The 26,709-nt window shown below is 70.1% G+C and carries 26 protein-coding genes and 1 pseudogene; 17 read left to right on the forward strand and 10 right to left on the reverse strand.

Annotation, left to right across the window (positions count from 1 at the left end):
* The first annotated feature begins 20 nt into the window (after positions 1–20).
* Genes LG391_RS28740 through LG391_RS28755 form a run of 4 tightly spaced genes read left to right on the forward strand, consistent with a single transcriptional unit; the run spans position 21 to position 3,493 of the window.
* Entirely contained in the window at positions 21–683 is a 663-nt protein-coding gene (locus LG391_RS28740) for an ABC transporter permease (protein WP_225771511.1), read from the forward strand.
* Positions 680–1,801 (forward strand): ABC transporter ATP-binding protein, encoded by a 1,122-nt coding sequence (locus tag LG391_RS28745; protein WP_255646911.1) that lies wholly within the window; start codon positions 680–682, stop codon positions 1,799–1,801. Before LG391_RS28740 ends, LG391_RS28745 begins: the two co-directional genes overlap by 4 nt.
* The gene (locus tag LG391_RS28750; protein ID WP_225771513.1) at positions 1,798–2,574 is read left to right on the forward strand and encodes an ABC transporter permease; all 777 of its coding nucleotides are present in this window, start codon (positions 1,798–1,800) and stop codon (positions 2,572–2,574) included. The genes LG391_RS28745 and LG391_RS28750 overlap by 4 nt, the downstream gene beginning before the upstream one ends.
* Before the next feature lie 28 nt (positions 2,575–2,602).
* On the forward strand, positions 2,603–3,493 hold the full coding sequence (locus LG391_RS28755; protein WP_225771514.1) for a glycine betaine ABC transporter substrate-binding protein: 891 nt from the start codon (positions 2,603–2,605) through the stop codon (positions 3,491–3,493).
* Here the strand turns inward: LG391_RS28755 and LG391_RS28760 are convergent.
* Positions 3,466–4,467, reverse strand: a complete 1,002-nt coding sequence (locus tag LG391_RS28760; protein WP_225771516.1) for an amidoligase family protein — start codon at positions 4,465–4,467, stop codon at positions 3,466–3,468. The genes LG391_RS28755 and LG391_RS28760 overlap by 28 nt on opposite strands.
* A 199-nt stretch (positions 4,468–4,666) precedes the next feature.
* On the opposite strand from LG391_RS28760, the gene LG391_RS28765 reads away from it, so the two are divergent.
* The 7 genes from LG391_RS28765 to LG391_RS28795 are packed head-to-tail and all read left to right on the forward strand — an operon-like array spanning position 4,667 to position 9,803.
* The gene (locus tag LG391_RS28765; RefSeq protein ID WP_225771518.1) at positions 4,667–5,407 is read left to right on the forward strand and encodes a FadR/GntR family transcriptional regulator; all 741 of its coding nucleotides are present in this window, start codon (positions 4,667–4,669) and stop codon (positions 5,405–5,407) included.
* 55 nt (positions 5,408–5,462) lie between these two features.
* Complete coding sequence (gene rpiB, locus LG391_RS28770) at positions 5,463–5,900, forward strand: ribose 5-phosphate isomerase B (protein WP_225771567.1); 438 nt, start codon at positions 5,463–5,465, stop codon at positions 5,898–5,900.
* Between the two features lie 3 nt (positions 5,901–5,903).
* Entirely contained in the window at positions 5,904–6,812 is a 909-nt protein-coding gene (locus LG391_RS28775; protein WP_225771520.1) for an NAD(P)-dependent oxidoreductase, read from the forward strand.
* Between the two features lie 11 nt (positions 6,813–6,823).
* Entirely contained in the window at positions 6,824–7,507 is a 684-nt protein-coding gene (locus LG391_RS28780; RefSeq protein ID WP_225771522.1) for an amino acid ABC transporter permease, read from the forward strand.
* A gap of 14 nt (positions 7,508–7,521) precedes the next feature.
* Positions 7,522–8,193, forward strand: coding sequence for an amino acid ABC transporter permease (locus LG391_RS28785; protein WP_225771524.1), 672 nt, complete (start codon positions 7,522–7,524; stop codon positions 8,191–8,193).
* Between the two features lie 45 nt (positions 8,194–8,238).
* Positions 8,239–8,958 (forward strand): amino acid ABC transporter ATP-binding protein, encoded by a 720-nt coding sequence (locus LG391_RS28790; protein ID WP_225771569.1) that lies wholly within the window; start codon positions 8,239–8,241, stop codon positions 8,956–8,958.
* 47 nt (positions 8,959–9,005) lie between these two features.
* The gene (locus LG391_RS28795) at positions 9,006–9,803 is read left to right on the forward strand and encodes a transporter substrate-binding domain-containing protein (protein WP_225771527.1); all 798 of its coding nucleotides are present in this window, start codon (positions 9,006–9,008) and stop codon (positions 9,801–9,803) included.
* A gap of 211 nt (positions 9,804–10,014) precedes the next feature.
* Here the strand turns inward: LG391_RS28795 and LG391_RS28800 are convergent, their stop codons facing one another.
* The 7 genes from LG391_RS28800 to groES all read right to left on the reverse strand — a co-directional run bounded on the left by LG391_RS28800 (position 10,015) and on the right by groES (position 17,659).
* The gene (locus tag LG391_RS28800; protein WP_225771529.1) at positions 10,015–10,734 is read right to left on the reverse strand and encodes a class I SAM-dependent methyltransferase; all 720 of its coding nucleotides are present in this window, start codon (positions 10,732–10,734) and stop codon (positions 10,015–10,017) included.
* Positions 10,735–10,805: 71 nt separating this feature from the next.
* Positions 10,806–12,986, reverse strand: coding sequence for an amylo-alpha-1,6-glucosidase (locus LG391_RS28805; protein ID WP_225771531.1), 2,181 nt, complete (start codon positions 12,984–12,986; stop codon positions 10,806–10,808).
* Positions 12,983–14,047 (reverse strand): glycosyltransferase family 4 protein, encoded by a 1,065-nt coding sequence (locus LG391_RS28810; protein WP_225771532.1) that lies wholly within the window; start codon positions 14,045–14,047, stop codon positions 12,983–12,985. Before LG391_RS28810 ends, LG391_RS28805 begins: the two co-directional genes overlap by 4 nt.
* A 99-nt stretch (positions 14,048–14,146) precedes the next feature.
* Positions 14,147–14,446, reverse strand: a complete 300-nt coding sequence (locus LG391_RS28815; protein WP_225771534.1) for a hypothetical protein — start codon at positions 14,444–14,446, stop codon at positions 14,147–14,149.
* Between the two features lie 41 nt (positions 14,447–14,487).
* Positions 14,488–15,600, reverse strand: a complete 1,113-nt coding sequence (locus tag LG391_RS28820; protein ID WP_225771535.1) for a Do family serine endopeptidase — start codon at positions 15,598–15,600, stop codon at positions 14,488–14,490.
* An 82-nt stretch (positions 15,601–15,682) separates the two neighbouring features.
* The gene (groL, locus tag LG391_RS28825; RefSeq protein ID WP_225771537.1) at positions 15,683–17,308 is read right to left on the reverse strand and encodes a chaperonin GroEL; all 1,626 of its coding nucleotides are present in this window, start codon (positions 17,306–17,308) and stop codon (positions 15,683–15,685) included.
* A gap of 39 nt (positions 17,309–17,347) precedes the next feature.
* A complete protein-coding gene (gene groES / locus LG391_RS28830; protein ID WP_225771539.1) occupies positions 17,348–17,659 on the reverse strand; it encodes a co-chaperone GroES in 312 nt (103 codons plus the stop codon).
* A 339-nt stretch (positions 17,660–17,998) separates the two neighbouring features.
* Between groES and LG391_RS28835 the strand changes: the two genes are divergently transcribed.
* The 3 genes from LG391_RS28835 (at position 17,999) to LG391_RS28845 (ending at position 20,687) form a co-directional block, all read left to right on the forward strand.
* Positions 17,999–18,457, forward strand: coding sequence for a VOC family protein (locus LG391_RS28835; protein WP_225771541.1), 459 nt, complete (start codon positions 17,999–18,001; stop codon positions 18,455–18,457).
* Positions 18,458–18,640: 183 nt separating this feature from the next.
* Positions 18,641–18,928, forward strand: a complete 288-nt coding sequence (locus LG391_RS28840) for a hypothetical protein (RefSeq protein ID WP_225771543.1) — start codon at positions 18,641–18,643, stop codon at positions 18,926–18,928.
* Between the two features lie 58 nt (positions 18,929–18,986).
* On the forward strand, positions 18,987–20,687 hold the full coding sequence (locus LG391_RS28845) for an AMP-binding protein (RefSeq protein ID WP_225771545.1): 1,701 nt from the start codon (positions 18,987–18,989) through the stop codon (positions 20,685–20,687).
* A 180-nt stretch (positions 20,688–20,867) separates the two neighbouring features.
* On the opposite strand, the pseudogene LG391_RS28850 reads toward LG391_RS28845, so the two are convergent.
* Together LG391_RS28850 and LG391_RS28855 are read right to left on the reverse strand one after the other, a co-directional pair.
* Positions 20,868–21,954, reverse strand: a pseudogene (locus LG391_RS28850) (ISAs1 family transposase).
* Positions 21,955–22,117: 163 nt separating this feature from the next.
* Positions 22,118–23,128 carry an aldo/keto reductase gene (locus tag LG391_RS28855; protein WP_225771547.1) on the reverse strand — a complete coding sequence of 337 codons (1,011 nt, stop codon included), beginning with the start codon at positions 23,126–23,128 and terminating at the stop codon, positions 22,118–22,120.
* Between the two features lie 338 nt (positions 23,129–23,466).
* Between LG391_RS28855 and LG391_RS28860 the strand changes: the two genes are divergently transcribed.
* The 3 genes from LG391_RS28860 to LG391_RS28870 form a co-directional block, all read left to right on the forward strand.
* Positions 23,467–25,479, forward strand: a complete 2,013-nt coding sequence (locus LG391_RS28860) for an FUSC family protein (RefSeq protein ID WP_225771571.1) — start codon at positions 23,467–23,469, stop codon at positions 25,477–25,479.
* A 13-nt stretch (positions 25,480–25,492) separates the two neighbouring features.
* Positions 25,493–26,185, forward strand: coding sequence for a hypothetical protein (locus tag LG391_RS28865; RefSeq protein ID WP_225771549.1), 693 nt, complete (start codon positions 25,493–25,495; stop codon positions 26,183–26,185).
* A 112-nt stretch (positions 26,186–26,297) separates the two neighbouring features.
* Positions 26,298–26,709 (forward strand): hypothetical protein (locus tag LG391_RS28870; RefSeq protein WP_225771551.1); only part of this gene is annotated, 412 nt, incomplete at its 3' end.

Here is a 26,709-nt window from a genome sequence, read left to right on the forward strand (position 1 = left end):
AATCACGGGAACGCGGCCTGATGGAGACGCTCACCTTTGCCTACGACAACCTGGACGTGATCGCGGCGCGGGCGCTGGAACACGTGTCGATCGTCGCCGTCGCGGTGACGATCGCGATCGTCACCGCCGTCCCGATCGGCATCGCCATCACACAGTCGAAGCGGGCGGCCGACGTCGTGCTCTACCTCGCCTCGATGATGATCACGGTGCCATCGGTGGCGCTGTTCGGGCTGATGATTCCGCTTTTGTCGCCGATCGGCCACGGCATCGGCACCGTGCCGGCCGTGATCGCGATCATCCTCTATTCGCAGCTGCCGATCATCCGCAACACCTACACCGCCATCGTCGATGTCGACCCGGCGCTCCGCGAGGCCGGCATCGGCATGGGCATGAGCCCGGCGCAGCGGCTGCGCCAGGTCGAAATCCCGCTGGCGATCCCGGTGATCATGGCCGGCATCCGCACCGCCGCGGTGATGAACATCGGCGTCACGGCGATCGCCGCCTATATCGGCGCCGGCGGTCTCGGCACCTTCATCTCGCGCGGCATCAGCCAGTCCGACCCGCGGCAACTGATCACCGGCGCGGTCGCGGTGTCGCTGCTGGCGATCGCGGTCGACCTGCTGCTGGCGCTGGCGCAGCGGCGGCTGACCTCGAAGGGGCTGGCCCGGGGGGCGATGGCATGATCCGGCTGGACCGCCTGACCAAGGTCTTCGACACCCCCGCCGGCCCGGTGACCGCGGTCGACGAGGTCAGCTTCGACCTGCCGGCCGGCGAGATCTGCGTCCTGCTCGGCCCGTCGGGCTGCGGCAAGACCACGACCATGCGGATGATCAATCGCCTGATCGAGCCGACCGGCGGCACCGTGTTCATCGACGGCCGCGACACCAGGGCGGTCGACCCGATCCAGCTGCGCCGGTCGATCGGCTACGTCATCCAGCAGATCGGGCTATTCCCGAACAAGACCGTGGCCGAGAACATCTGCGTCGTGCCCGACCTGCTGGGCTGGGACCGCAAGAGATCCCGCGCCCGCGCCGCCGAGCTGCTGGAGCTGGTGGCGATGGAGCCGGCGGTGTTCATGGACCGCTATCCGAAGGAGCTGTCGGGCGGCCAGCAGCAGCGTGTCGGCGTGATCCGCGCCTTGGCCGCTGACCCGCCGGTGCTGTTGATGGACGAGCCCTTCGGCGCCATCGACCCGATCAACCGCGAGGCGATCCAGGACGAGTTCCTGCGCATGCAGGCGGCGCTGCGGAAGACCGTCATCTTCGTTTCGCACGATCTGGACGAGGCGGTGAAGATGGCCGACCGGATCGCCATCTTCCGCGCCGGGCGGCTGGAACAGTTCGCGACGCCCGACCAGCTGCTGGCCAATCCGGCGACCCCGTTCATCGAAACCTTCCTCGGCACCGACCGCACCTTGAAGCGGCTGCGGCTGGTGCGCATCGCCGACGTGCCGCTGGGCCGGCCCGGCACGGTCCGGCGCGAGGATCCGGTCGGCCGGGCGCGCGAGCTGATGCAGGCCAGCGGCTGCCCGGCTGTGCTGGTGCTGGATCCGGACGGACGGCCCGGCGCCATGGTCTCCGGCAGCCGGGCGGGGGCCGTCCGCAGCGGCACCTGCGGCGATTGCGCCGAGCCGATCCGCGCCACCATCCCGCTGACCGCCGACCTGCGCAGCGCCCTGGCGCTGATGTTCGCGCATGACATGCCGCTCCTGCCATGCGTCGACGCGGAGGGCCGGATCCAGGGCGCCCTGACCTATGCCGCCATCGTCCGCGGCCTGTCGGCGCGAAGGGCGTCGGCATGAGCGACATCAAGGCCTGGACCGGGCGTGTGGAGCCGCCTTCGGCCGGGCGTCCCCTCCCCGTCCCGGGCATCGCGGCGCTGCTGTGGCTGCTGCTGGCCGCGGCGTCGGTGCTGTGGGGACTGACGAGCGACATGCCGGCCGAGATCCTGTCCTATGAGGAGGATATCGTCTTCCTCGGCGTCCAGCACATCGAGCTGGTGGCCTGGGCCGGCGGCCTCGCCATCCTGACCGGGGTGCCGGCCGGCGCCGTGCTGTCCCGCCCCGCCTTCCGCCGCTCGGCCGAGTTGATCCTGCAGGTGTTCAATCTCGGCACCACGATCCCGACGCTGGCGGTGCTGGCGCTGTGCATGACGGTGCTCGGCATCGGCACGGTGCCGTCGGTGTTCGGCCTGTGGGCGGCGACTCTGCTGCCGATCGTCCGCAATACTTATGCCGGGCTGCGCAACGTGCCAACGCCGCTGATCGAGGCGGCGCGGGGCATGGGCATGACCCCGGGCCAGGTGTTCTGGCGGGTCGAGCTGCCGAACGCGCTGTTCGTCATCTTCGGCGGCGTCCGGACCGCCCTGTCGATCTGCGTCGGCACCGCGCCGCTGGCCTTCCTGATCGGCGCCGGGGGCCTGGGCGAGCTGATCTTCACCGGCATCGCGCTGAACGACCTGCCGATGATGCTGGCCGGCGCCATCCCGACGGCGCTGCTGGCCGTACTGACCGATGTCCTGGTCGGACGGCTGCAGCTCCATCTCGTGCCGCGCGGGATCAACCCGCTGCGGTGAAGACACAGGCAAACAGGGGAGCAGGACGATGATCAAGACGACGTTGAAGCGGGCGATCCTGTCGGCGATCGCGCTGCTGGCTTTCGGCGGCGCGGCCGGCGCGGCCGAGCTGACCGTCGGCGGCAAGGACTTCACCGAGCAGTACCTGCTGGCCGAGATGACGAAGCAGCTGCTGGAGAGCAAGGGCTACACGGTCGAGAAAAAGGACGGGATGGGCACCAACATCGTCCGCGCCGCCCTCGAAAGCGGCGAGGTCGACCTCTATTGGGAATACACGGGCACCTCTCTGGTCACCTTCAACAAGGTCACCGACAAGCTGACGCCGGACGAGACCTACGCCAGGGTGAGGGAGCTGGACGGCGCCAGGGGGCTGGTGTGGCTGGCCCCGTCCAAGGCGAACAACACCTATGCGCTGGCCATCCGCAAGAACAACCCGAAGACCGACGGGATGGCGACGCTGTCCGACCTCGCCGCCGCCTACAAAGACGGCAAGGATCCGGTGATGGCGACCACGGCGGAGTTCCCGAAGCGCGAGGACGGGCTGCTGGGCCTGCAGAAGGCCTACGACTTCAAGGCCGGCCGCGCCAATGTCCGGCCGATGGAGATCGGCCTGGTGTTCCCGGCCCTCGCCAACGGCGATGTCGACGTCTCCGTGGTGGCGGCGACCGACGGCCGCATCGCCGCGATGGACCTGATCCTGCTGAGGGACGACAAGGGCTTCTTCCCCAATTACGCGCTGGTGCCGGTGGTGCGGCAGGACGTGCTCGACGCCCATCCCGACCTCAAGCCCCTGCTCGAAACCCTGGCCACCCGGCTGGACGATGCCACGATGCAGCGCCTGAATGGCGAGGTCGACGTGCAGAAGAAGTCGATCGAGGCGGTCGCGACGGCCTATCTCAAGGAGAGCAGCCTGTTCTGACGCGGGGCCGCCGGCAGGGCGGCATCCAGGAGGCCGTCACCGGCGGGCCGGGCACGGCCCCCGGTGCGGTAGGCCTTGGCTGCGGCGGCCAAGCGTTCCTCGTCGGCCGCCAGCCGCTCGACCGCCACCCAGCGGTTCCAGTCCGGCGCGATGCTCCAGCCGGCCTCGCCGAGATGGGCCTGCGGCAGGCGGTAGTGGAACACCGGGCGGGCGGCGATCTTCTCATAGGGCAGCCTCGCCCGCACCCGCGTCGGGTCCAGGCCCAGCAGCAGCGGCAGCAGGTCGAGACCGCGGTCGCGGGTCGGGTTCGCGGCCAGGTAGTCGTCGATCAGCCCGGCCTGGTCCGGCCGGTAGTCCGGCGCCGTGATCCGATGCAGGAACGCGTCCGGATAGGGCGGCGGCAGGTGCCGCTCCGGGTGCCGCCGCCCTGCCGCGATCTCCTGGCGCAGCCAGGATTCCATCAGCCCGAACGCCACCATGACTGCCGTGATCCGGCGCAGGTCCGCAGCCGGCGCCTCGATGTTGAAATGCAGGCCCAGCGACCCGAACATCGTGGCGCCGCGCCCCCGGGCGCCGGCCGCGCGCAGCACATCCAGGACGCGGTCGACCTCGGCCAGCCGGTCCACCGGCAGCGGCGGCACGATCAGCTCGCGCGGCACCACGCCGGAGACCAGCCATCCCAGCCCGGCCGCGGCCTTCGGCCCGATCCGCAGCGGCAGGGTCTTGCCGTGCCGCTGCGGATGGGTGAAGCGCAGATCGAGCTCGACCGCCAGATCGCCCAGGGCCGTGCCCCGCACCGCGAAGGCATGGGCGTCCTCTTCGACGACCTCGCCCCCAAGGTCAGCGGCCAGGGCCTGCGCCGCATGCCGGGCGCCGGGCCCCATGAATTCGATCTCGACGCCGACCAGGCGCGGGGGCTCGGGCTCACGGGCGGGAAGCGGTTGGAACGGGGCGGTGGTGTCGATGTGCGGCACAGGCCGGCGGGATCCATCTGGTTTCGAGCAAGGCGCTGCAGGTCATATTGGGGGCCGGACGCCCCTGGTTAAGGTGACGGAGCGTTACGCCGCACGGGCCGCGCCGCCCCGTCCGACGGAGCGGTCTGGTCCGGACAAACGGATGGATTGACAGCCGGTTCCTTCGGCGATTAAGTGGTCTTACCACGGTAAGATCACTATGACAGACATCGTCAAGCTCACCCGCGATCCCGATGATGCACCCGGCGGCTATGCCAAGGTCTTCGCCTTCCTGCGCGAGCAGCTGCTGTCCGGCGCCTTGAAGACCGGCGACCGGCTGCTGCCGGAGCGCGATCTGTCGGCTCGGCTGGAGGTCGGCCGGCCGGTGCTGCGCGAGGCGCTGCGGGCGCTGGCGATGCTGGGCGCGGTCGAGATCCGGCATGGGGTCGGCACCATCGTGCGTCAGCCGGACGCCTCGACCCTGGGCGAGTTCTTCAGCTTCGTCCTGGCCCAGCAGTCCGACGTCATCGACGACGTGATGGAGGCGCGGATCGCCATCGAGTGCCAGGCCGTGCGCCTGGCCTGCCGCCGCGCCACCCTGGCGGATTTCGAGCGCATCCGGTCGGCGCTGCAGCGGATCGAGGCCACGATCGACGACCCGGTGGCGGGCGGCGAGGCCGATTTCGACTTCCACAACGGCATCGTCCAGGCCGGACGGTCGGAGACGCTGCGCAGCGTCTACGCCGCCATCTCGGACCTGCTGCGACGGTCGCATCGCGGGCGGCGCGAGCTGATCCTGAAGGTCCCGGGCATCCGGTCCTTCCTGATCGACCATCACCACCGGATCTTCGAGGCCCTGGTAGCGCGCGACGTGCAGCGCTCGGACGAGTTGCTGCGCCGCCACTTCGAGATCGGCGACGAGTATCGCCGCAAGGCCTTCGAGACCACGACGCCCGGCTGACGGCCCGTCTGCCGAGCCCAGACCAGACTGCCCAAGGAGACTCGTGTTGAAGATCGTGATCGGCTGCGACCATGCCGGCTTTCCCCTGAAGCGAGAGATCGCCGACTTCGTCGCGGGCCTCGGCCATGCGGTGACGGATGTGGGCAGCCACACCCCCGATCCGGTCGACTTCCCGGACATCGCCCGGGCGGTCTGCGCCGCCGTCACCGGCGGGGCGGCCGATCGCGGCCTGATGGTCTGCGGCACTGGCGTCGGTGCCGCCATCGCCGCCAACAAGATCCGCGGCATCCGCGCCGCCGTGTGCCACGACGTGCATTCGGCGCATCAGGCGGTCGAGCATGACGACGTCAACGTCATGTGCGTCGGCGCCCAGATCATCGGCCCCTGGCTGGCGCGCGACCTGGTCGCGGCCTATCTCGCCGCCGAGTTCGAGCCCAGCGAGGACTTCAAGCGCCGGGTCGAGAAGCTGGCGCAGCTGGAGCGGGAGGGCTGAGCCATGGCGGAGTCCCGCCACACGGTCGGCTTCATCGGCCTCGGCACCATGGGCCGCGAGATGGCGGTGAACCTGCTGCGTGCCGGCCACGCGGTGCAAGCGTTCGACGTCCTGCCCGCGGCAATCGACGCGCTGGCGGCGCAGGGCGCAGTCCCTGCCGCCGGCGTGGCCGAGGCGGCCGAGGGCGCCGACCTGGTCGTCACCATGCTGCCCGACACGCCGCAGGTGGAGGAGGTCGTGTACGGCCCCGGCGGCCTGCTGGCGGCGCCGCCGGCTGGTCGGCTGGTGGTCGACATGAGCACGATCTCGCCCCAGGCGGTGCGGCGGATGCACGCCGACCTCGCCGCCGCCGGCATCGACCTGCTGGACGCCCCGGTTTCCGGCGGGCCGCAGGGCGCCCGCGCCGCCACGCTGACGATCATGGCCGGGGGCGCCCGCTCCGCCTTCGACCGGGCGCTGCCGGTGCTGCGCGGCATGGGCACCACCATCACCCATGTCGGCGACAGCGGCGCCGGCCAGACGGTGAAGCTGTGCAACCAGCTGATCTGCGGCATCAACCTGCAGGCGATCTGCGAGGCGCTGGCGCTGGGCCGGGCCTGCGGCGTCGACCTGGCCCAGATGCGCGAGGTGCTGCTCGGCGGCTCCGCCGCCTCCTGGATGCTGGACCGGCTCGGTCCCGCGATGATCTCCGGCGACGCCGGCGCCGGCTTCCGCATCGACCTGATGCTGAAGGACCTGCGCCTGGTGCAGGAGCTGGCCTTCGGCAAGGCCGTCCCCCTGCCCGCCACGGCGCTGGTCACCAGCCAGTATCTCGACGCCCGGGCCCATGGCGAGGGCGGCAACGGCAACCAGGCCCTGTTCCGCGTCTATGACCGCATGACCGGGCAGGCCCCCTCCCCCGGCGCCGGATAGAGGAGCAGGCGATGGGCGTGTCCCTCGATTTCTCCGTCGTGCTCGAGCGCTGGCCGATGTTCCTGGACGGCGCCTGGCTGACCATCCGCCTGGCGCTGGCTTCGACCGTGCTGGGCTTCGCGCTCGGCACGCTGTGCGCGATCGGCCGGCGCGGCGGGTCGGTCTGGCTGTCGCGGCTGTGCGGCGTCTATGTCGAGGCGATCCGGAACACGCCCTTCCTGGTGCAGATCTTTGTCGTCTATTTCGGCCTGTCCAGCCTGGGCCTGTCGCTGCCGGCCGTCACCGTCGCGGTGATCGCGCTGACCATCAATGTCGGCGCCTACACCGCCGAGATCATGCGCGCCGGCTTCGACTCCATCCACAAGGGGCAGATCGAGGCCGGGGAGTGCCTCGGCCTGTCGCGGGCGCAGGTCTACTGGCACGTGGTGCTGCGCCCGGCGACGGAGCGGGTCTACCCTGCCCTGACCAGCCAGTTCGTGCTGCTGATGCTGGCCTCCTCCGTCGTCTCGCAGATCTCGGCCGAGGAGCTGACGGCGGTCGCCAACTTCATCCAGTCCGACACCTACCGCGCCTTCGAGACCTACATCGTCGTCGCGCTGCTCTACATCGCCCTCTCGCTCCTCATGCGGGCCGGCTTCTGGGGGCTGGGCCTCGTGCTGTTCCCGCGCCGCCGCCGGCTCGGCACGCCGCTCTGACCCGCGAGGACGCCATGCAGACCGGACTGAACCTGAACCATCTCGACTTCCTGCTGCAGGGCGCGCTCTGGACCCTGGTGCTGTCGCTGATGGCGCTGATCGGCGGCGGCCTGGTCGGCTTCGGCGTCGCCCTCGGCCGCATCGCGCCGAGCCGCCTGCTGCGCGCCGCGGTCGGCGGCTACGTCCAGCTGATCCAGGGCACGCCGCTGCTGGTGCTGCTGTTCCTGACCTATTTCGGCCTGCCGACGCTGGGCATCGAGGTGCCGCCGCTGCTGGCCGCCGGTGTGTCGCTGACGATCTATGTCAGCGCCTATCTCGGCGAGATCTGGCGCGGCTGCCTGGAGGCCGTGCCGAAGCCGCAATGGGAGGCGGCGGAATGCCTGGCGCTGAGCCGCGCCCAGCGCCTGTTCAAGGTGATCCTGCCGCAGGCGGTCCGCATCGCCACGCCGCCGACCGTCGGCTTCATGGTGCAGATCATCAAGAACACCTCGCTGGCCTCGGTGGTCGGGTTCGTCGAGCTCGCCCGGGCCGGGCAGATCGTCAACAACTCGATCTTCCAGCCCTTCGCGATCTACATGGTGATCGCCGTTCTCTACTTCGCCATGTGCTACCCGATCTCGCTTCTGAGCCGGCGGCTGGAGCGCCGGACGGGTCCCGCGCCGCGGCTGAAACCGGCCCTCGCCTGAACGGGCCTCACAAAGACAAGTCAGGGAGAGAACGCGATGACCGCGATGGTGATGCTGCAGGACGTGCGCAAGAGCTTCGGCGACCTGACCGTGCTCGACGGCGTGTCCTTCGCCGTCGGCAAGGGCCAGGTCACGGCCCTGATCGGCCGCAGCGGGTCGGGCAAGAGCACGGCGCTGCGCTGCATCGACCGGCTGGAGACGATCGACGGCGGCGAGATCACGGTCTGCGACCATAGGGTCAGCGATCCGGGGATCGACCTGCGCAGGCTGCGGCTGGACGTCGGCATCGTGTTCCAGAGCTACAACCTGTTCCCGCACCTGACCATCGAGCAGAACATCACCCTGGCCCCGGTCTCGGTGAAGAAGGTGCCGCGGGCCGAGGCGCGCGCCCTGGCCCGCGGCGTGCTGGAGCAGGTCGGGCTCGGCGAGAAGGCCGACGCCTATCCCGAGCAGCTGTCGGGCGGCCAGCAGCAGCGCGCCGCCATCGCCCGGTCGCTGGCGATGCAGCCCAAGGTGATGCTGTTCGACGAGGTCACCTCGGCCCTCGACCCCGAGCTGAAGGGCGAGGTGCTGAAGGTGATGGAGGACCTGGCCGCCCGCGGCATGACGATGATCATGGTCACCCACGAGATGGGCTTCGCCCGCCGGGTGGCGGATCGGATCGTGTTCATGCATCGCGGCCGGGTGCACGAGCAAGGACCGGCCGAGATCCTCGCCCGCCCCGAAACGCCGGAGCTGCAGCAGTTCGTCGCCAACGAACTCTGAGCCCCGCGCGCGCAACCAGAACATCCGCAAACATGGAGGAGACGCAGATGAAGCCGACCATCCGCTGGAGCCGGGCGCTGGCCCTGGCCTTCGCCCTGAGCCTCGGCGCCGTGAGCGCCCGGGCGGACCTGCTGGACGACATCATGGCCGCCAAGAAGATCCGGATCGCGACCGATCTCGCCATCCCGCCCTCGGGCATGATCGACGGCCAGATGAAGCCGGTCGGCTCCGACGTCGAGACCGCCCAGCTCCTGGCCCAGGATTGGGGGCTGGAGCTGGAGTTCGTGCAGACCACGGGCGCCACCCGCATCCCGAACGTGCAGACCGGCAAGGCCGACATCATCATCTCGACCCTGTCGGTGACGCCGGAGCGGGCGAAGGTGATCGACTTCTCCAAGCCCTATGCCGCGCTGCAGTCGGTGATCGGCGCCCCGAAGGACGCGCCGATCAAGGACTGGGCCGATCTGCAAGGCAAGTCGGTGACCGTCACCCGCGGCACCACCCAGGACACGGAGCTGACCAAGCTGGCGGCGGAGAAAGGCTTCCAGGTGGTGCGCTACGACGACGACGCGACCATGGTGACCGCCGCCGTCTCCGGCCAGGCCCAGATCGTCGCCACCTCGGCGACGCTGGTGAACCAGATCCGGGAGAAGAGCCCTGACCGGGCCTTCGAGCCGAAGTTCCTGATCCGCACCTTCGATCTCGCCATCGGGCTGCGCAAGGGCGAGCCGCGGCTGATGGAGAAGCTGAACGAGTGGGTGTCGGCCAATCTGAAGAACAGGAAGCTGAACGACATCTACCAGAAGTACCACGGCTCGCCGCTGCCGGAGGCGATGCTGCAATAGGACCGGCGCATCCGTCCGAAGGGTCCCTCGATCCCGCAGACACGGGCGCTGTGGCCCCCCGGGGCGCCGGTACAGGACCGTCGCTCCGCCTGCCGCGGCTGGAGCGCCCGCGGGATGCGCGCGGGAACGCCGTCGGGGGTGCCATCGGCAAGATGGCAGCCCCCGGCCGGCGAGGCGTCATTCGTTCATAGGATGCGCCGCGAAAATCTCCTCAGCCCGGCTTCGTCCATTCCATCACGAGGCAATACGGCGCGCGCCGGTACCGCGCCGCCGCGTCCGGATCGGCGCCCGCGACGGCGTCCGGCTCGGCGAAGAACGAGAGGATCAACCCCTGGCCGAGCAGCGCCGCCATATAGCGGCCGAGCGGACGGTGCCGGTTGTGGATCCGGATGCCGCGCCAGCTGGTCCAGTACGTCCGCTCCTCCAGATAGCGGTCGACCGGGAAGTGCAGCGGCCGGCCGGCATCGTCGCGCACCCAGTGGGCCTCCTCCCCGTTCGCCGTGACGAAGCTGGCCAGGTTGGCGATCAGCAACGTGCCGCCCGGGCGCAGCACCCGCGCCATTTCGGCGACGGCGGCGTCGAGATCGGGGATGTCGATCAGGGTCAGGTAGCTGACCACCAGGTCGAACGCGCCGGCCTCGAACGGCAGCTGCTCGGCCCGGCCCTCGCGATAGTCGCCCCCCGGGTCCAGCGCGCGTGCTCGCCGCAGCAGCGCCGCGGTCGGGTCGATGCCGACCGGTCGGATCCCGTGGCGGCGCAGCATCCGGCAGAACCGGCCCTCGCCGCAGCCGACATCCAGCGCCGTGGCGAAGCCGCGCCCGGCGATCCGCCCGGTCATCACAGGGTCGAGCACGAAGCGCCGCGTGAAATCGCCGTGCTCACCCATGTCGGCGATCCAGGCCTCCGCCGACTCCTCCCAGCCATTGCCCATGGTTCCGCCTCCGGCTCCCCTTGCCGCCATGCTAGCGCCGGGCGGGAACCAGGTCAGCCGGGCGGGTGGCCTCACATCCGGATGATGATGTCGACCTCCGGCGGCCGGGCGCCCTGGGGGGAGACCACGACCCGGTCGCCGATGCGCTGGAAGGTCAGGGTGACTTGCCGCTCGCCGACCGGCAGCGCCTCGACCGTCAGGGTCTCGATCCCGATCGGCAGATGCGGCCGGTCGATGCGGATGCGGTTGCGGGCGCCGTCGACCCGGAGGCCGAGGCAGGCCTGCAGCGTCATGAACACGGCGCCCGAGGCCCAGGCCTGCGGCAGGCAGGCCACCGGATAGGCGATCGGCCCCTCGCCGCGCGCCCGCGGGAAGCCGCAGAACAGCTCCGGCAGCCGCATGTCGAAGTTCACCGCCGTCTCGAACAGGCCGCTGAGCAGCCGGACCACACCGGCGCGCTCGCCGTAGCGGGCCAGGCCGGCGGCGCAGATCGCCCCGTCATGCGGCCAGACCGAGCCGTTGTGATAGGACATCGGGTTGAAGTTGGCCTCGCCGCGGGCCAGGGTGCGGATGCCCCAGCCCGAGTAGAACGGCGTGTCGAGCAGCTGCCGCGCGACGCTGGCCGCCCGGTCCGGCGCCGGCAGGCCGCAATACAGCAGATGCCCGGCATTGGAGGCGCGGACCCGGCAAGGCTGGCCATGGCCGTCCAGCGCCAGGGCGTAGAAGCCCAGATCCTCCATCCAGAACCGGTCCTCGACCGCGACGCGCAGCGCCTCGGCCCGCACCCGCCACCGCGTCGCATCGTCGGCCAGCCCGCGCTGGGCCGCCAGATCGCCCATGGTGCGCAGGGCGGCGAAGGCATAGCCCTGCACCTCGACCAGTGCGATCGGCCCCTCCGGGAAGCGCCCGTCCGCGTGGAAGACGGAATCGTGGCTGTCCTTCCAGCCCTGGTTCGACAGCCCCTTCTCCGAGCTGCGGGCGTAGTCGAGGAAGCCGCCGTCATTGCCGTCGGCCACCCGCTCGACCCAGCCGATGGCGCGCAGCAGCTCCGGCCAAAGCTCGTCGATCAGCGCCAGGTCGCCGGTCCGGCTCGCATAGGCGCCGGCCAGCATGACGAACAGCGGCGTGGTGTCGACCCCGCCGTAATATTCGCCGAAGGGCAGCTCGCCCAGCGCGACCATCTCGCCCCGGCGCGCCTCGTGCATGATCTTGCCGGGCTGGGCGTCCTTGAAGGCCGACGCCTCCAGCGCCTGGTGCTGCGCCAGGAAGCGCAGCACGCCGCGCGCCAGCACCGGGCTCAGCCACAGCGTCTGCAGCGCGGTGATGATCGCGTCGCGCCCGAAGGTGGTCGAGAACCAGGGGATGCCGGCATAGGGGTAGGGCCCGGTCGGCAGCTCGGTGACCAGCAGCGACAGGTCGGCCCGCGACTTGTCGATCCAGTCGTTGAACAGCCGGCCGGAGCTGCGCAGCACCGTGCCGTGCCGCGACAGGGTCCGCATCCGCCGCTTGGCCCGGGCGGTGGCGTGGCGGAACCGGACCCGGCCGGGCGCCTCGGCCGCCTCCTCCGCCCCGACCTCGACATACAGGTCGAAGGCGCCGTGCCCCGGCAGCCGGAACAGGAACTCCGCCGTGTCGCCGTCGAGGCGCTGCGGCGCCTCCGAGAACCGGATCACCGCCTGGCGCGCGACCTTGTCCAGCCCGGTGTAGCGCAGCACCACCGCGTCGCCGCGCACCTCCGGCCCGGCCAGCCGGCCGCGATGCAGCCGCGAGGCGCCGCGCACCTCGAACATGTCGCGGAAATCCGCTCCGAAGCGGATCGCGAGCGGGACCCGCACCTCGGCCTGGCCGAAATTCTCGATCCGGATCTGCTCGTACAGCCGGTCGTCCCACAGCAGCATCGACCGCTGCAGATGGATCGCCCCTTCCGGCAGCCCCTCATCGCCCAGCGGCGACGGCGTCCGGTTGGTCGCATGGCTGGTGAAGACGGCGTTGTCCTGGCTCAGGCCCGCGCCGAGCAGCGACGGCAGCTCGCCGCCGAGCAGGACGATGAAGCGGGACAGGATGCGGGGGTCGTTGTGGAACAGCCCATCATCGTCGCCGGCGATGTTGCCGAGGGCGTCGGCCACCAGGAAGGTGTCGCCATGCTTCAGCGCGTACATGCGCAGCGGCACGCGCCGGGCCGAGGCGTCGGGCGGCGGCGGAGTCTCCGGGACCGGTTCGGCCGGAGTCAGCTCGGGCTCGGGCCGGCTCACTCGGCGGCCAGCAGGGTAGTGGGAACGCCGCCGTCGCCGGCCAGCCGGCCGTACAGCTCGAGATACCGCTCCGCCATCACCCGGCTGGAGAAGCGCCGCTCGAAGCTCCGGCGGATCTCGCCGCGATCCAGCTCCGGCAGCCGTTCGACCGCCTCCACCGCCTCCTCCATCGACCGGACGATGAAGCCGCTCACGCCGTGGTCGATCACCTCCGGCACCGAACCGCAGTTCCAGGCGATCACCGGCGTGCCGCAGGCCATGGCCTCGATCATCACCAGGCCGAAGGGCTCGGGCCAGTCGATCGGGAACACCAGCCCGGCGGCATTGCCGAGGAACTCCGCCTTGGCGCCGTCCCCGATCTCGCCGATGAACTCGACGAGGGGATCGGACAGCAGCGGCTCGATCGTCTCCTTGAAGTAGATCTGGTCCGCGGCGTCGACCTTGGCCGCGATGCGCAGCCGCCGGCCGGAGCGCCGGGCGATCTCGATCGCCCGGTCCGGCCGCTTCTCCGGCGAGATCCGGCCGAGGAAGGCGAGATAGCCGTCCCGCGGCGCGATCGTCGGCTGGAACAGGTCCTCCGCCAGCCCGTGATGCACCGTCGCCGCCCAGTTGGCGCCGGCCAGCGGCAGGCGCTGGGAGTCCGAGATCGACACCAGCGGGTAGTCCGGCCAGCGGCGATAAACCTCCGGCAGGTCCTTCAGGTCCAGCCGGCCGTGCAGGGTGGTCACGGTGCGGGGGGCGATCGCCTCGAACAGCGGGAAATGGATCAGGTCGACATGGAAATGCAGGATGTCGAATTCGTCGGCCCGCCGGCGGACTTCGTGCAGCATCGACAGATGCGCGGCGTAGTCGGATTTGAGCGGGCTGGGGTCGAGCCGGAAGGCCTGGTCGCGCATCGGCACCAGCGTGGCCCGCGAATGGGCGTCGGCGCTGGAGAACAGGGTGACGTCGTGACCGAGATCGACCAGCGCGTCGGACAGATGGGCGACGATCCGTTCGGTACCCCCGTAGAGCTTCGGCGGCACGGCTTCGTAGAGTGGAGCGATCTGGGCGATCTTCATCGTCGGACCTGAGATGAATGGGCGATGAAATCGGCGGGCTGCGCGATGCGGCCCGCCATGGGCCGTGTCGGCGGAAGACGGTACAGGGGCGCGCGGCGGCTACAGGCGGGCGCCGCTTCCCGCCCTGCCCTGCGGGACCAGCTGTCCCGCCGGGGGTATCGTCCGCCGGGGCACCTGCGATGCCCTCCGGGCCAGGCTGGCGATGCGGGTGGGCGGGTAAGCCTCGCGCAGCACGTCGGAGACGAAGGTGTTGGCGAAGTCCGAGGAGGCCTCCGGATGAGCCCGGCGGAACACCTCCAAGGCCTTGTCGCACGCGGCCCATTCGTCCGCCCCGGCCTTCCGGCTGGAGCGATAGGCGGCGAGCACGCGTGCGCTGATCGAAGAAGCGGAACCGGTCATTCTGGTCCTCTCTTTTCAAGCCCCGAACCGGGACATGCCGATCACGAGCGTCCGCTGGGCGCCACCTCGACCGCGAGGGTCTGGGTCCTGCCGTCCCGCTCGATCGTGAGTTCCACGCGACTGCCAACCGGTGAGAGGCCGATCTTGTTCCGAAGTTCGGACGAATTTCGCACCGGGGCGCCGTCGACCGCGACGACCAGGTCGTTGGCCCTGATCCCCGCGCGCGCCGCCGGCGACCTTTGATCGACCGAGACCACCACCGCGCCGCCGGTCCTGTCGAGCCGCAGCGACTGCGACAATTCGGGCGTCAGATCCCGGATCGAGACGCCGATCCGCCCGCGCTGGACCGAGCCGTTGCGGATGATCTGGTCCATCACCGCGCGCGCCATGTTGATCGGCACGGCGAAGCCGATGCCGACGCTGCTGCCGGTGGCGGACAGGATCGCCGTGTTGATCCCGATCAGCCGGCCGTTGAGGTCGACCAGCGCGCCGCCGGAGTTCCCCGGATTGATCGAGGCGTCGGTCTGGATGAAATCCTCGTAGCCGCCGTTGCGGCCGATGCCGCTGCGGCCGAGGGCGCTGACGATGCCCGATGTCACCGTCTGGCCCAGGCCGAACGGGTTGCCGATGGCGAGGACGAAGTCGCCGACCTGCAGCCGGTCGCTGTCGCCGAGCGGCATCTCCGTCAGCGAAGAGCCGCCCGGTATCCGCAGCACGGCGATGTCCGTCGCCGGGTCACGCCCGACCAGCCGGGCCTTGAAGCGCCGGTTGTCCTTGGTGGTGACCTCGATCGTGTCGGCGTCGTCCACCACATGGTTGTTGGTCAGGACATAGCCCTGCCGGGCATCGACGATCACGCCCGATCCGGCGGACTGGACCTCGCGCTCGACCACCTCCGGCATGTCGAAGAAGCGGCGGAAGAACGGGTCCTGGAACAGCGGATTGCGCTCGCGCACATGGCCGCGCACGGCGATGTTCACCACCGCGGGCGTCGCCTGCTGCAGGATCGGGGCGACCGAGTTGAACTGCGGGCCGGCGAAGGGCGGCAGCGTGCCCGCGGCCGGGGCCGTCGCGCCGGACAGGACCAGCGTCAGGGCGACCAGCCCACCGCCGAGGGCCCCCCGGAACCGGCCGGGAATGGCTCTGAACACCATCGCGATACCTCCGAAGCGATATCCAATGATGAGGGCTGATGAGGGCGGGAAGGCTTGCGCCTTCCCGCGGATCCGGTCTTCCTCAGTAGTCCATGCCCGCGCCGGGGGTCGGGGTTTCGGCCGGCTTCTTCGGCAGCTCGGCGACCATCGCCTCGGTGGTGATCAGCAGGCCGGCGACCGACGCCGCGTCCTGCAGCGCCGTGCGCACGACCTTGGCCGGATCGATGATGCCCTTGGCGTACATGTCGCCGTACTCGCCGGCCTGGGCGTCGAAGCCGAAGGCGTGCTCGTCCGACTCCAGCACCTTGCCGACGATCAGCGACCCGTCCTCGCCGGCATTGAGCGCGATCTGACGCGCCGGCGCCTGCAGGGCGCGGCGGACGATATCGATGCCGGTGCGCTGGTCGTCGTTGTCCCAGGTCAGGCCGTCCAGCGCCTTGGCCGCGCGCAGCAGGGCGACGCCGCCGCCGGGCAGGATGCCCTCCTCCACCGCAGCCTTGGTCGCGTGCATCGCGTCGTCGACGCGATCCTTGCGCTCCTTCACCTCGACCTCGGTGGCGCCGCCGACGCGGATCACCGCGACGCCGCCCGCCAGCTTGGCCAGGCGCTCCTGCAGCTTCTCGCGGTCGTAGTCCGAGGTGGTCTCCTCGATCTGCGCCCGGATCTGGTTGCAGCGGCCCTGGATCTGGTCCTTGGACCCGGCGCCGTCGATGACGGTGGTGTTCTCCTTCTCGATCACCACCCGCTTGGCGCGGCCCAGCATGTCGAGCGTGACGTTCTCGAGCTTGATGCCGAGGTCCTCGGAGATCGCGGTGCCGCCGGTCAGGATCGCGATATCCTCGAGCATCGCCTTCCGCCGGTCGCCGAAGCCCGGGGCCTTGACCGCCGCGACCTTCAGGCCGCCGCGCAGCTTGTTGACCACGAGCGTCGCCAGCGCCTCGCCCTCGACGTCCTCGGCGATGATCAGCAGCGGCTTGCCCGACTGCACCACCGCCTCGAGCAGCGGCACCAGCGCCTGCAGCGAGGACAGCTTCTTCTCGTGGATCAGGACATAGGCGTCCTCGAGCTCGACCCGCATCTTCTCCGGGTTGGTCACGAAGTAGGGCGAGACGTAGCCGCGGTCGAACTGCATGCCCTCGACGACTTCGAGCTCGGTGTCGAGGCTCTTCGCCTCCTCGACCGTGATCACGCCCTCGTTGCCGACCTTCTGCATCGCCTCGGCCAGGAACCGGCCGATCTCGGCGTCGCCATTGGCGGAGATGGTGCCGACCTGGGCGATCTCGTCGTTGCGCGTGATCTTGCGCGCGTTGGTCCGCAGCTCGGCGACGACGGCCTCGACGGCCTTGTCGATGCCGCGCTTCAGGTCCATCGGGTTCAGGCCGGCGGCGACGGCCTTGGCGCCCTCCTTCACGATCGCCGAGGCCAGGATGGTCGCGGTGGTGGTGCCGTCACCGGCCAGGTCGTTGGTCTTCGACGCGACCTCGCGCACCATCTGCGCGCCCATGTTCTCGAACTTGTCGGAGAGCTCGATCTCCTTGGCCACGGTCACGCCGTCCTTGGTGATCCGCGGCGCGCCGAACGACTTGTCGATCACGACGTTGCGGCCCTTGGGCCCGAGCGTGACCTTGACCGCGTCGGCCAGGATCTCGACGCCGCGCAGCATCCGCTCCCGCGCGTCGGTGGCGAACTTCACATCCTTGGCAGCCATGCTCATTCCTCCTCAACGAAACACGACCACGCGGGCGCCTCAGGCGGCCTGGCGCAGGGCGGCGCCGTCCAGCACGCCCATGATGTCGCTTTCCTTCATGATCAGGATCTCCTCCCCGTCGATCTTGACCTCGGTGCCCGACCACTTGCCGAACAGCACGCGGTCGCCGACCTTCACATCGAGCGGCACGAGCTCGCCGCGTTCATCCCGCGCGCCGGGGCCGACGGCGATCACCTCGCCCTCCTGCGGCTTCTCCTTGGCGGTGTCGGGGATGATGATGCCGCCCCTGGTCTTCTCCTCGCTGGTGAGGCGCCGGACGGCCACGCGATCGTGCAGCGGACGGAATGTCATTGCGGACTCCTGTCTTGCCAATAGCGTCATGTGGGCAGGGCGGCGCCGCTGAAATGCAGGGGGCGCCGGCCCGACGGATGCCGACATAGGAAGGCCGAAAATCGGCTTCAAGAACCTTCCTCAAAAATTTTGGCACTCTCGGCATGAGAGTGCCAACCCGCTGGAATCGCGGATGAAAACCGGCCGGCTCGGCATCGCCGCCGGAACCGCGTAGGATCGGCGGACCGGGGCAAAAATATTCCGCGGCGCTGTCGGATTCTGGTGCCGCGCACCGTCCTCGGATCGGCGCCGGCATCCGCCGCGCCGATCCGGGCCCCTATCCAGGAGAGGAACGCCGCCATGCAATCCGTTTCCCAGGCGATCAAGCCCTACCTGTTCTTCGACGGGCGCTGCGACGAGGCGCTCGAATTCTACACCCGCACCCTCGGCGCCAAGGTCGAGCAGCTGTTCCGCTTCAAGGACGCGCCGCCGCAGCCGGAGGCGCCGCCCCAGGAGGGATGCGGCCCGATGACCGCCGACATGGCCGAGAAGGTGATGCATGCCTGCGTCACCATCCGCGGCACGATGCTGTTCGCGTCCGACGGCATGTGCCAGGGCAAGCCGGAGTTCAAGGGCATCTCCCTGGCCCTGGAGACCGAGAGCGACGCCGAGGCGGAGAAGGTCTTCGCCGCCCTGGCCGAAGGCGGCCAGATCCAGATGCCGATGGCCCCGACCTTCTTCTCCTCGCGCTTCGGCATGGTCGCGGACCGCTTCGGCGTGTCCTGGATGATCACGGTCGCACAGGCGCGGCCGGCCTGATCCGCGGGACGGGGAGGACGGCCTGCCGTTCTCCCGTCTCCCGTCATCGGTCGTTGACGCTTCCTCCTCTTCGGTCTAGTCCGGACGGCGAGCGGGCCGGCACAGCCCGCCGACGCCCGGTTCCGGTTGCCCGTCTGCGCCTCCGGACCATGTCATTCCGGAACAGAACCGTTTGGAGTCCCCATGAGCCAGGAAGCGAACAGCGATCCCGGCCTGCTTCTCTTTACCTCGCTTTGCATCGGCCTGCGCGACTGGGCGCAGACCGGCGCCGGCCCGGGCCCGCGGCAGCGGCTCAACTGGAAGCACGCCACCGACCTGCTGCGGCAGGGCCTCGACGCCGAGGCGGAGGCCGAGATGCGCCGGGCCGACCCGCTGACCGCCGCCGAAGAAGACGAGGCCCGCCGCTTCGACCTCCGCGCCTTCGACAAGGCGCTGGTGGCCGCCAACGACGTGCGCGGCTGGATCGACTAGCCGTTTTCCGCCCGACCGCTACACTGCCTCCAACAGCGAGGCGGATCGGGAGGCGCCAATGGTCAGCGAACCGAGCTATGTCAGCGGCATCGCCGACGCGCCGCTGCTGGGCGAGACCATCGGCCGGGCGCTGGACCGCGCCGCCGCGCGCTGGCCCGACCGGCCGGCGCTGATCGACCGGGCCCAGGGCATCCGCTGGAGCTGGCGGGACCTCGCCGACCGCGCCGAAGCCTTCGCCGCCGGCCTGCTCGCCCTCGGCCTCTCGCCCGGCGACCGCATCGGCATCTGGTCGCTGAACCGGGCGGAATGGGCGCTGACCCAGTTCGCCGCCGCCAAGGCCGGGCTGATCCTGGTCACGGTCAACCCGGCCTACCGCCTGGCCGAGCTGGAATACGCGCTCAACTTGGTCGGCTGCGCCGCGCTGGTCACCGCCACCGCGTTCAAGACCAGCGACTATCTCGGCATGCTCAACACCCTGGCGCCGGAGCTGGCAACGGCCGACCCCGGCCGGCTGCGGGCGGCGAAGCTGCCGGCGCTGCGCAGCGTCATCCAGATCGGCGGCCCAAGTGGCGTAGCAGCCCCCGGCACCATCCCCTTCGACAGCGTCGCTAGCCTCGGCGGCGCGGCGGAGCGGGACCGGCTGTCGCAGCTGGCCGGCACGCTGCAATTCGACGCCCCGGCCAACATCCAGTTCACCAGCGGCACTACCGGCTCGCCCAAGGGCGTCACCCTCAGCCACCACAACATCCTGAACAACGGCTGTTTCGTCGGCCGCGGCCTGGCGCTCAGCGAACAGGACCGGATCTGCATCCCCGTGCCCCTCTACCACTGCTTCGGCATGGTCATGGGCAACCTGGCCGCCGTCACCCACGGCGCCGCCATGGTCTATCCGGGCGAGGGCTTCGACCCGCTGGCGACGCTGGCCACGGCGGCGGAGGAGCGCTGCACCGCGCTCTACGGCGTGCCGACCATGTTCATCGCCATGCTCGACCATCCGCGCTTCGCCGAGTTCGACCTCTCCCGCCTGCGCACCGGCATCATGGCCGGGTCGCCCTGCCCGATCGAGGTGATGAAGCGGGTGGTCGGCCAGATGAACATCCGCGAGATCACCATCTGCTACGGCATGACCGAGACCAGCCCGGTCAGCTTCCAGAGCGCGGTCGACGACCCGCTGGAGCGGCGGGTCTCCACCGTCGGCCGGATCCACCCGCATCTCGAGGTCAAGATCGTCGACCCCGAGGGCCGGATCGTGCCGCGCGGCCAGCGCGGCGAGCTGTGCACCCGCGGCTATTCGGTGATGCGGGGCTACTGGAACCAGCCGGACAAGACGGCGGAGGTGGTGGACGCCGCCGGCTGGATGCATTCCGGCGACCTGGCGGTGCTCGACGACGAGGGCTTCTGCAACATCGTCGGCCGGATCAAGGACCTGGTGATCCGCGGCGGCGAGAACGTCTATCCGCGCGAGGTCGAGGAGTTCCTGTACCGCCACCCGAAGATCCAGGACGTGCAGGTGTTCGGCGTGCCCGACCCGAAATACGGCGAGGAGCTGTGCGCCTGGATCCGGGTCCGCGAGGGCGAGACGCTGACGGCGGACGAGGTGCGCGGCTTCTGCGACGGCCAGATCGCGCACCAGAAGATCCCGCGCTACATCCGCTTCGTCGACGCCTTCCCGATGACCGTGACCGGCAAGATCCAGAAGTTCCGGATGCGCCAGGCGATGGAGCAGGAGCTGGGGCTGAAGGCGGCGGAGACGGCGTGAGAGCGTCCGCAGGCATTCCTCTTGTAGCCTCCCCCTCCCCTTGCGGGAGGGGGTAGGGGGAGGGGTCTGCGCGCGTCCGCGCGCGAATGAGAGAGGCCGCAACTACCCGCCTTTCAAGAGACCGCCGCCGGTTCTCTTTGATCGACACCCCCTCCCCCTACCCCTCCCGCGGGGGGAGGGCTATCGCATGTATGTAAAGAGCTCGAAGAAGAACTCTTTGTTCCAGCGAGCGCGCCGCATTTTGCTGGCCATCGGCTTGTCGAGCGGATGGGCACGCAAGATGTTCTGCGCAAGCCGGCGGATGACGGCGAGATTTTGCGGCGCGTTGTCCTTGCGGGTTCGGGCATCGTCTTCGTGGAACACCACGTCGAGCGTCCAATGCAGATGGTTCTCGATGCTCCAATGGGTGCGAATGACTGTCGCCAGCCGGGCCGGCGACAGCAGCCGGGACAAAACGATGTATCGGACCGAGGCGACGCGCTTCCCGTCCGTGCCGGTCCGCTCGGCCTCGATCCGGCCGATCCCCTTCAGCCCGGGAAAGGCCGGGCAGCCGGGCCACCGGCAACACCGAAGCCCGGCGCCACTCGCTGCGGCCATGCGCCTGCTCCCGGGTCTCGAAGCAGGCAAGATCCCCGGCCGCCGCAAAGCCGGCTTCGGCCGCCGCGAACAGCGGCCCGTGGTTGGCCTTCAGCCCGATGGCGTACTGCGCCTGGGCCGCCAGCACCGCCTCGGCCGTCGCCGGATGGCAGTGCAGCGCGTCTGCCGTCACCGTGCAGCCCTTCAGCGTCAGACCCTTCAACAGCTCCAGCGCCCCCTTCACCTCCGACCCGCCCGGCGCCCGGGTGCCGGCGATCGCCAGCCGCGTCTCCGCATCCCACACCCCCACCATCAGCGGCGGCAGATACGCCTGTCCCTTCTCGTATCCGCGCCGCAAGGCCTTGCCGTCGATCGCCACCACCCCGCGCGGCGGCGGCAGGCCCAGCTCCTGCCGCAGCGCTGCCATGAAAGCCGTGAACGCCCGCTCCAGCTCGGCCGGGTCGAGCAGCCGGAACACCCGGCTGAACGTGTCGTGGCTCGGCATCCCATGCGGCAGCGACAGGATCTCCTTCAGATCCTCCTCCCGCGCCTCCCCAAACTCCGCGATCTCCACGCAACTCTTCGCTCCGCACAGCGTTGCCGCCAATGCCACGAACAGCAATTCCGCCAAAATATGCCGCGCGTTCACGTCCCGCGGATCGCGCACTTCTCCAAGCACCGACAGCAACATTGGATCCCAGCCACCTCTTCCAGAGATCGCTCACACAGAATCCTTTCTCTCCCCCTTCGCAACCCTCCCGATTACTCATCTGCGATTCCCCTCCCCGCGGGGGGAGGGGGAGAGTGATAAGGACGGGCCGGATCTGGGTGGCGCCGGCCTATCCTCTGAGTCCTTACCCCACCCGCGGCACACGACCCTCGATCGGATAGGCCGGGTCGTTGTAGCCCGGGCTCGACGGGTGTCCGGTGACCACCAGCCGGTCCACCAGCGCCTCGTCCTCCGCCGTGAAGGCGTAGTCCAGCGCGCCGAGATAGTCGGCCCATTGCTCCTCGGTCCGCGGCCCGGCGATCGGCGCCGTGACGATGCGGTTGTTCAGCAGCCAGGCCACAGCGAACTGGCCCGGGGTGATGCCGCGGCCGCGCGCATGCTCCGCCAGCTCCGCCGCGATCGCCAGGCTCTCCGGCCGCCACTCCGTCTCCAGCATGCGCTTGTCCTGGCGGCCGGCGCGGCTGCCCTCCTCCGGCGCCGCGCCCGGCTTGTACTTGCCGGTCAGCACGCCGCGGGCCAGCGGGCTGTAGGGCACCACGCCGAGCCCGAAATGGGCGCAGGCCGGCAGATGCTCGGCCTCCGGCATCCGGTTCAGGAGGTTGTAGTAGGGCTGGCTGACCACCGGCCGCTCGATCCCGGCCTGGTCGCACAGCCGGCAGATCTCCGCCACCCGCCAGGAGCGGTGGTTGGAGACGCCGAAATACCGGATCTTGCCTTGGCGGATCAGGTCGGCCAGGGCCGACACCGTCTCTTCCAGCGGCGTGGTCGCATCCTCCTTGTGCAGGTAGAGGACATCGATCGCGTCGGTGCCCAGCCGGCGCAGGCTGTCCTCCACCGCCAGGAAAGCGCGGCGGCGCGACAGGCCGCGGTCGTTCGGGCCGTCGCCGGTCGGGTTGGCCAGCTTGGTCGCCAGCACCCACCAGGAGCGGCGGGCGGCGATGGCACGGCCGACGATCTCCTCCGACCGGCCGCCGGTGTAGACGTCGGCGGTGTCGATGAAGTTGATCCCCGCCTCCCGCGCCTGGTCGATGATGCGGGTCGCGGTCGGCTCGTCGGTCGGGCCGCCGAACATCATGGTGCCGAGGCACAGCGGCGACACCTTCAGCCCGCTGCGCCCGAGTCTGCGGTAGTCCATCGGCCTTCTCCTTCTCTTGCGAACCCCTTGCGCCCCTCACCGTCATTGCGAGGAGGCGAAGCCGACGAAGCAATCCAGGGCCGAAGCGCGCGGCCTCCGGATCGCTTCGCTGCACAAGGACGGTGTGGAGACTCTCGAAGCCCGATCATGGCCCGAAACCGCGCGCCGGGGCTGCCCGTCGATCGCAGGGCAGCCGTGCCCTCGCGCCGCAGCCGATCGGCCGGTGGACAGGCTATCCTGCTTCGGCGAGACAGGGGAGGAGCACGAGAGGGGCGGCCCGCGGCCGAGATGGAGACGACGATGAGCAGCCTTCCCCGGGATCCAGGGCGGTGCCGCGGATGAGCCGCGCCGCGGCGGCCCCGCGCCCCTCCCTGATCCGCGCCGCCATCGCCGTCTCGCCGCGCAGCCTCAGCCTCGGCGAAGGCCTGCGCGCCGCCGCCTCCTGCGCCGTCGTGGTCGCCATCGGCAGCCTGCTGCAAGCGCCGATCCTGGCCTGGGCCGCGATCGCCGCGTTCTGGACCTGCCTGGCCGACCCCGGCGGGCCGAACCGCGACCGGGTGCGGGCGCTGGCCGGCTTCTCGCTCCTGTCCGGCGCCTTCGCGGTCGCCGGCGCCGCGGCCTCCGCCCAGGGCTGGCCCTGGGCCACGGCAATCGTGTTCCTCTGCGCCCTCATCGGCAGCGCGGTCCGGGTCTACGGCGCCGCCGCGCGGCAGATCGGCACGCTGGCGGTGGTGGCCTGCGTCGTCGCGGTCGACCACCACACCCCCACCCCGGCGGCGCTGGGCGAGTTCGCCGCCGCCTATCTCGGCGGCTGCGCCTGGGCGATGCTGCTGGCCCTGTCGATCTGGCGCATCCATCCCTTCCGGCCGGCCCGGGAGGGCGTCGCCACCGTCTATCGCAGCCTCGCCGCCATGACCGCCGGCCTCGCCCGGCTCGACGCCGGCGCCGCCCCGCGCGACTGGGTGCTGCACGCGCAGCGCTACCGCCACGCCGTGCGCAGCGCGATCGAGACCGGGCGGGCGACGCTGGACCGCACCCTGCGAGGCCGCGGCCTGGCCGCCCCGCTGGAGCGGCTGCTGCTGGCGCTGGACCGGGCCGAGCGGGTCTTCGCCCGGCTGATCGCGCTGAGCGAGCTGCGCCAGCATGCGTCCGGCTCCGGCCCGCAGGAGCGGCTGGCGCTGCGACGCCTGGCGATGGTGCTGTACCGCCAGGCCCATGCCTTCGCGGCCGGGCGCGAGGACGGCGCCCCGTGGCGGCGGTCGCTGGACCGGCTGGACGGGCTGATCGGGACGCTGGACGACGGGCCGGTCGCGGCCGGGCTGCGCGCCATCGTCGACCAGCTGCGCTCGGCCGGCGAGACGCCGGAGGTCCGGGCCCGGCCCGCCGCCCGGCAGCCCTGGCTGGCGCCGCTGCGGGCGCAGCTGAGCTGGCGGTCGGAGGTGCTGCGCCACGCCCTGCGTTGCGCCGTCGCCACCGCCGGGGCGGTGATGCTGAGCCACATCCTCGGCCTGCCCTACGCCTATTGGATGGCGATGGCGGTGGTGCTGGTGCTGCAGCCCTCGGTGGCGACCACCTGGCCGCGCGCGCTGGAACGGGCGGTCGGCAGCGTGCTCGGCGGCGCGCTGGCGGCCCTGCTCGGCCTGGTGCTGCACACGCCCCTCGCCCTGACCGCCGCGGTGTTCCCGCTGGCGATCGCGACCATGGCGGTGCGCTCGGTCAATTACGGCCTGTTCGTCTTCTTCCTGACCCCGCTCTTCGTGCTGGTGATCGAGCTGTCGCAGCCGGGTACGAGCGAGCCGGCCCTGGCCTGGATGCGGGCGCTCTACAACGTGCTGGGCAGCGCCATCGGCGTGCTCGGAGGCCTGCTGCTGTGGCCGAGCCGCGAGGACCGGCAGCTGCGCCCGGCCCTGGCCGCGGCGATCGAGGCCAATGGCCGCTACGCCGCCCTGGCCTTCGCGCCGGACCGCGACGAGGCGGCGATCGAGGCGGCGCGGCGCGCCGCCGGCCTGGCCAGCGGCAATGCCGAGGCGGCGCACGGCCGCACCCTGCTGGAGGCCTGGTGGCAGCGCGACGCGCTGGACGCGGCGCTGAGCATCGTCATCCTGGCGCGCCAGCTGGCCGGCGCCGCCACCGCCGCCTGGCTGCACCGGCCGGAGGCCGGGGATGCGGCGTTCGGGCAATGGATCGCCGCCGAGACCGCGGCCCTGGCCGAGGCCCTGCGCCACGGCACCGCGCTGCCCGCCGCCGCCGCTCCGCCGCCGGGCGGCGCGGCCGAGGACTCCGAGCGGTCACGCCTGCTGCAGGAGATCCTGCTGCTGCGCGCGGCAACGGAGCACCTGGTGCCGGGATAGCTGAGCACACCGCGTGATGATGGATACCGGCGAGCTCGCCGCCGGGCCTCCCTTCTCTTCCGAAAGCCGTCATTGCGAGGAGGCGAAGCCGACGAAGCAATCCATGCCTCCGCTCTTGCTGCCCTGGATTGCTGGCCGTTCAATCGAATGTCGGCTAGGCTACAGTATTGTGAGAAGGTTCGCAGAAGAGCTCTGGCTCATGGAGGATAGGAAGAGTGCGCGATCCGTCATACAAGACGCGATCGCCGCCCAAGATTGGACGCAGTGGCTGCGGCCGCCAAGCAGCCCTGAATGGAGAATTCCAGCGGAATTAAAAAATATATTAGACGTCCACGACGAACCATCATCATGGCAGTCGGTAATGAACACGGAATATGCATTTGGAAATTCAGAATCAGGAACTTATTATCCGGCAGTCGTCCCAGCCATCCCGATATTGGCATTGATCGTTCAGCACGGAGAGGAATGGCCGCGCTGGACAGCCATTGAGATACTGCACGACTGGCTGTTTAGCTTTTATCCAGAGCAAAAACAGGGGTGGGTCATAGATACGAACCTGCCTGCAGTGGATCTACAGAGGCTGGTGCAGGCAGAAATACTAAATCTACAATCGATTTTTGAAGAAATTGGCAAACGCGACGATCTGTCGAAGGGACAGAGGTCGTATATCGACGATTTTTTGACGGGTCTTGACGACGATAGATAAGAACCGAACTACACAGACCTCTCTCATCTGACCACGGCACATATCCTTGGAGTCCGGCGATAAACACAATGTTCATTGCGCTCCGATGCGACTCGTGTTCATGATACGTTCCATGGACGAGGCGCATTCCGAACCGGACCGGCCGACCGACCCCGACATGAACTGGACGGGCTGGGCGCTGCGCCTGCTGCGCGACGCGGCCGAGATCGACATGCGCTGCAAGCGGATGACCGAGCGGCAGCAGGAAAGGGCGCATCCGGACCCGGAGGCGCCGACGGATTTCGGGCCGATCCAGGCGCGGCTGACGCGCTCGCTGCGGCTGACGATCGCCCTGACCGAGCGGATCCGCACCGGCTTCATGGAGCGGCGGCAGGAGCGCACGGCGTCGGGGGAGGAACAGCGCCGGCGGGAGCGGCGGGAGCGCGCGGCCGGGATGGTGGCCGCGGCGGCGGCGCGGCCCGAGGCGGGGCTGGACGCCGAGTGCATGCGGTCGCTGGCGTGGGAGCGGCTGGTCGAGGACGAGA

This window comes from Inquilinus sp. Marseille-Q2685, from assembly GCF_916619195.1.
Classification (GTDB): Bacteria; Pseudomonadota; Alphaproteobacteria; order DSM-16000; family Inquilinaceae; genus Inquilinus.

What these genes read in the sequence shown, in the direction of transcription:
- LG391_RS28740 (WP_225771511.1), top strand. Translation starts at nt 21, where the DNA reads ATGGAGACGCTCACCTTTGCCTACGACAACCTGGACGTGATCGCGGCG.
- LG391_RS28745 (WP_255646911.1), top strand. Translation starts at nt 680, where the DNA reads ATGATCCGGCTGGACCGCCTGACCAAGGTCTTCGACACCCCCGCCGGC.
- LG391_RS28750 (WP_225771513.1), top strand. Translation starts at nt 1,798, where the DNA reads ATGAGCGACATCAAGGCCTGGACCGGGCGTGTGGAGCCGCCTTCGGCC.
- LG391_RS28755 (WP_225771514.1), top strand. Translation starts at nt 2,603, where the DNA reads ATGATCAAGACGACGTTGAAGCGGGCGATCCTGTCGGCGATCGCGCTG.
- LG391_RS28765 (WP_225771518.1), top strand. Translation starts at nt 4,667, where the DNA reads ATGACAGACATCGTCAAGCTCACCCGCGATCCCGATGATGCACCCGGC.
- LG391_RS28775 (WP_225771520.1), top strand. Translation starts at nt 5,904, where the DNA reads ATGGCGGAGTCCCGCCACACGGTCGGCTTCATCGGCCTCGGCACCATG.
- LG391_RS28780 (WP_225771522.1), top strand. Translation starts at nt 6,824, where the DNA reads ATGGGCGTGTCCCTCGATTTCTCCGTCGTGCTCGAGCGCTGGCCGATG.
- LG391_RS28785 (WP_225771524.1), top strand. Translation starts at nt 7,522, where the DNA reads ATGCAGACCGGACTGAACCTGAACCATCTCGACTTCCTGCTGCAGGGC.
- LG391_RS28790 (WP_225771569.1), top strand. Translation starts at nt 8,239, where the DNA reads ATGGTGATGCTGCAGGACGTGCGCAAGAGCTTCGGCGACCTGACCGTG.
- LG391_RS28795 (WP_225771527.1), top strand. Translation starts at nt 9,006, where the DNA reads ATGAAGCCGACCATCCGCTGGAGCCGGGCGCTGGCCCTGGCCTTCGCC.
- LG391_RS28800 (WP_225771529.1), bottom strand. Translation starts at nt 10,734, where the DNA reads ATGGGCAATGGCTGGGAGGAGTCGGCGGAGGCCTGGATCGCCGACATG.
- LG391_RS28810 (WP_225771532.1), bottom strand. Translation starts at nt 14,047, where the DNA reads ATGAAGATCGCCCAGATCGCTCCACTCTACGAAGCCGTGCCGCCGAAG.
- LG391_RS28815 (WP_225771534.1), bottom strand. Translation starts at nt 14,446, where the DNA reads ATGACCGGTTCCGCTTCTTCGATCAGCGCACGCGTGCTCGCCGCCTAT.
- LG391_RS28820 (WP_225771535.1), bottom strand. Translation starts at nt 15,600, where the DNA reads ATGGTGTTCAGAGCCATTCCCGGCCGGTTCCGGGGGGCCCTCGGCGGT.
- groL (WP_225771537.1), bottom strand. Translation starts at nt 17,308, where the DNA reads ATGGCTGCCAAGGATGTGAAGTTCGCCACCGACGCGCGGGAGCGGATG.
- groES (WP_225771539.1), bottom strand. Translation starts at nt 17,659, where the DNA reads ATGACATTCCGTCCGCTGCACGATCGCGTGGCCGTCCGGCGCCTCACC.
- LG391_RS28835 (WP_225771541.1), top strand. Translation starts at nt 17,999, where the DNA reads ATGCAATCCGTTTCCCAGGCGATCAAGCCCTACCTGTTCTTCGACGGG.
- LG391_RS28840 (WP_225771543.1), top strand. Translation starts at nt 18,641, where the DNA reads ATGAGCCAGGAAGCGAACAGCGATCCCGGCCTGCTTCTCTTTACCTCG.
- LG391_RS28845 (WP_225771545.1), top strand. Translation starts at nt 18,987, where the DNA reads ATGGTCAGCGAACCGAGCTATGTCAGCGGCATCGCCGACGCGCCGCTG.
- LG391_RS28855 (WP_225771547.1), bottom strand. Translation starts at nt 23,128, where the DNA reads ATGGACTACCGCAGACTCGGGCGCAGCGGGCTGAAGGTGTCGCCGCTG.
- LG391_RS28860 (WP_225771571.1), top strand. Translation starts at nt 23,467, where the DNA reads ATGAGCCGCGCCGCGGCGGCCCCGCGCCCCTCCCTGATCCGCGCCGCC.